Below are 1,200 nucleotides of genomic sequence, written 5' to 3' on the forward strand. Positions count from 1 at the left end.
CAGGGCGGGATCGCACTTTGTTAACAAATATGATCTAATAGTGCTAAATCCACAATCACACAGCTATTTTGAACTTAATCGAACACTTATCAGTCGTCCAAGACACTCGGTCAGACATTAATCAGAAGCATGATCTTATCGATGTCATGTTCCTTGTAATTAGCGCCATCGCATCTGGATGTGAAGGATGGCAAGATATTGAATTGTTTGGGAAAGACAAACTAGATTGGCTGAGAAAATACAGAACATTTGAACATGGTATTCCACGTCGGCATACAATAGCCCGTATTTTACGTTCAGTTGTCGCAGAATCTTTGCTAGAGGCATTAGCCCTGTGGATTAACGAGCAACGCACTAGTCAACACAAGCCGATAATCGCATTCGATGGAAAAGTGCTGCGTGGCTCATACCGAAATGACAAAAAAACAGCGTTACAATTGGTTACCGCCTACGACACTGAACGTGGCCTCGTTTTGAGTCAAAAGCCGACTGAGAGCAAAAATGGCGAGATCAACGTTGTACGCCAAATGCTTGATGTTATTAACGTAAAAGGCAGTGTCATCACCATTGATGCCCTGCATTGTCAGCGCGATACGCTCGAGAAAATTGCAGAGAAAAAGGCTCACGTTGTTGTTCAAGTGAAGAACAACCAGCCCAAATTGAGAGTGGCTATTGTGGAGCAATTTCAAGCTGTCTTTGAAGCAGGTAAAGAGAAAATAGTTACCGAAATCAAAGAGAAGCACCATGGCCGCAGTGAAGAAAGATATGTATTTCAGTTAAAGGCTAAGTTACCTAAAGAGCTTGCGGAGAAATGGCCGACAGTACGAAGCATCATTGCGGTGGAGCGGCATCGAGTGATCAACGGAAAAGGAAGTGTAGACACCTCATATTACATAAGCTCTATGTCGCCGAATCACAAAATGCTAGGCCACTACATTCGTCAGCATTGGCGTATTGAAAACAGCCAGCATTACGTATTAGATGTTGTTTTTAAAGAGGATTACTCACGGATCACGCTAGATGGTGCTGTAGAAAATATAGCGTTGTTTAGACGCTTTGTGATGAACATGCTGAAGCAATGCGAATGTGGTGCACCAAGCCAAAAAGTGAAGTTGAAGAAGGCTGCTTGGAACGATGATTATCGGGCACGAGTCTTCTTTGGGTTATAAATTGAACAAAGTGTGCTCGCACCCTGGGGTT

Annotated in this window: 1 protein-coding gene; it reads left to right on the forward strand. The window is 43.3% G+C overall.

Going from position 1 to position 1,200, the window contains the following annotated elements:
• The first annotated feature begins 68 nt into the window (after positions 1–68).
• Positions 69–1,169, forward strand: a complete 1,101-nt coding sequence (locus tag AB4482_RS22830; RefSeq protein WP_102319868.1) for an ISAs1 family transposase — start codon at positions 69–71, stop codon at positions 1,167–1,169.
• Positions 1,170–1,200: the final 31 nt, after the last annotated feature.

The sequence above is a fragment of the Vibrio sp. 10N.222.55.C7 genome (assembly GCF_041473335.1).
Taxonomy (GTDB): domain Bacteria; phylum Pseudomonadota; class Gammaproteobacteria; order Enterobacterales; family Vibrionaceae; genus Vibrio; species Vibrio crassostreae_C.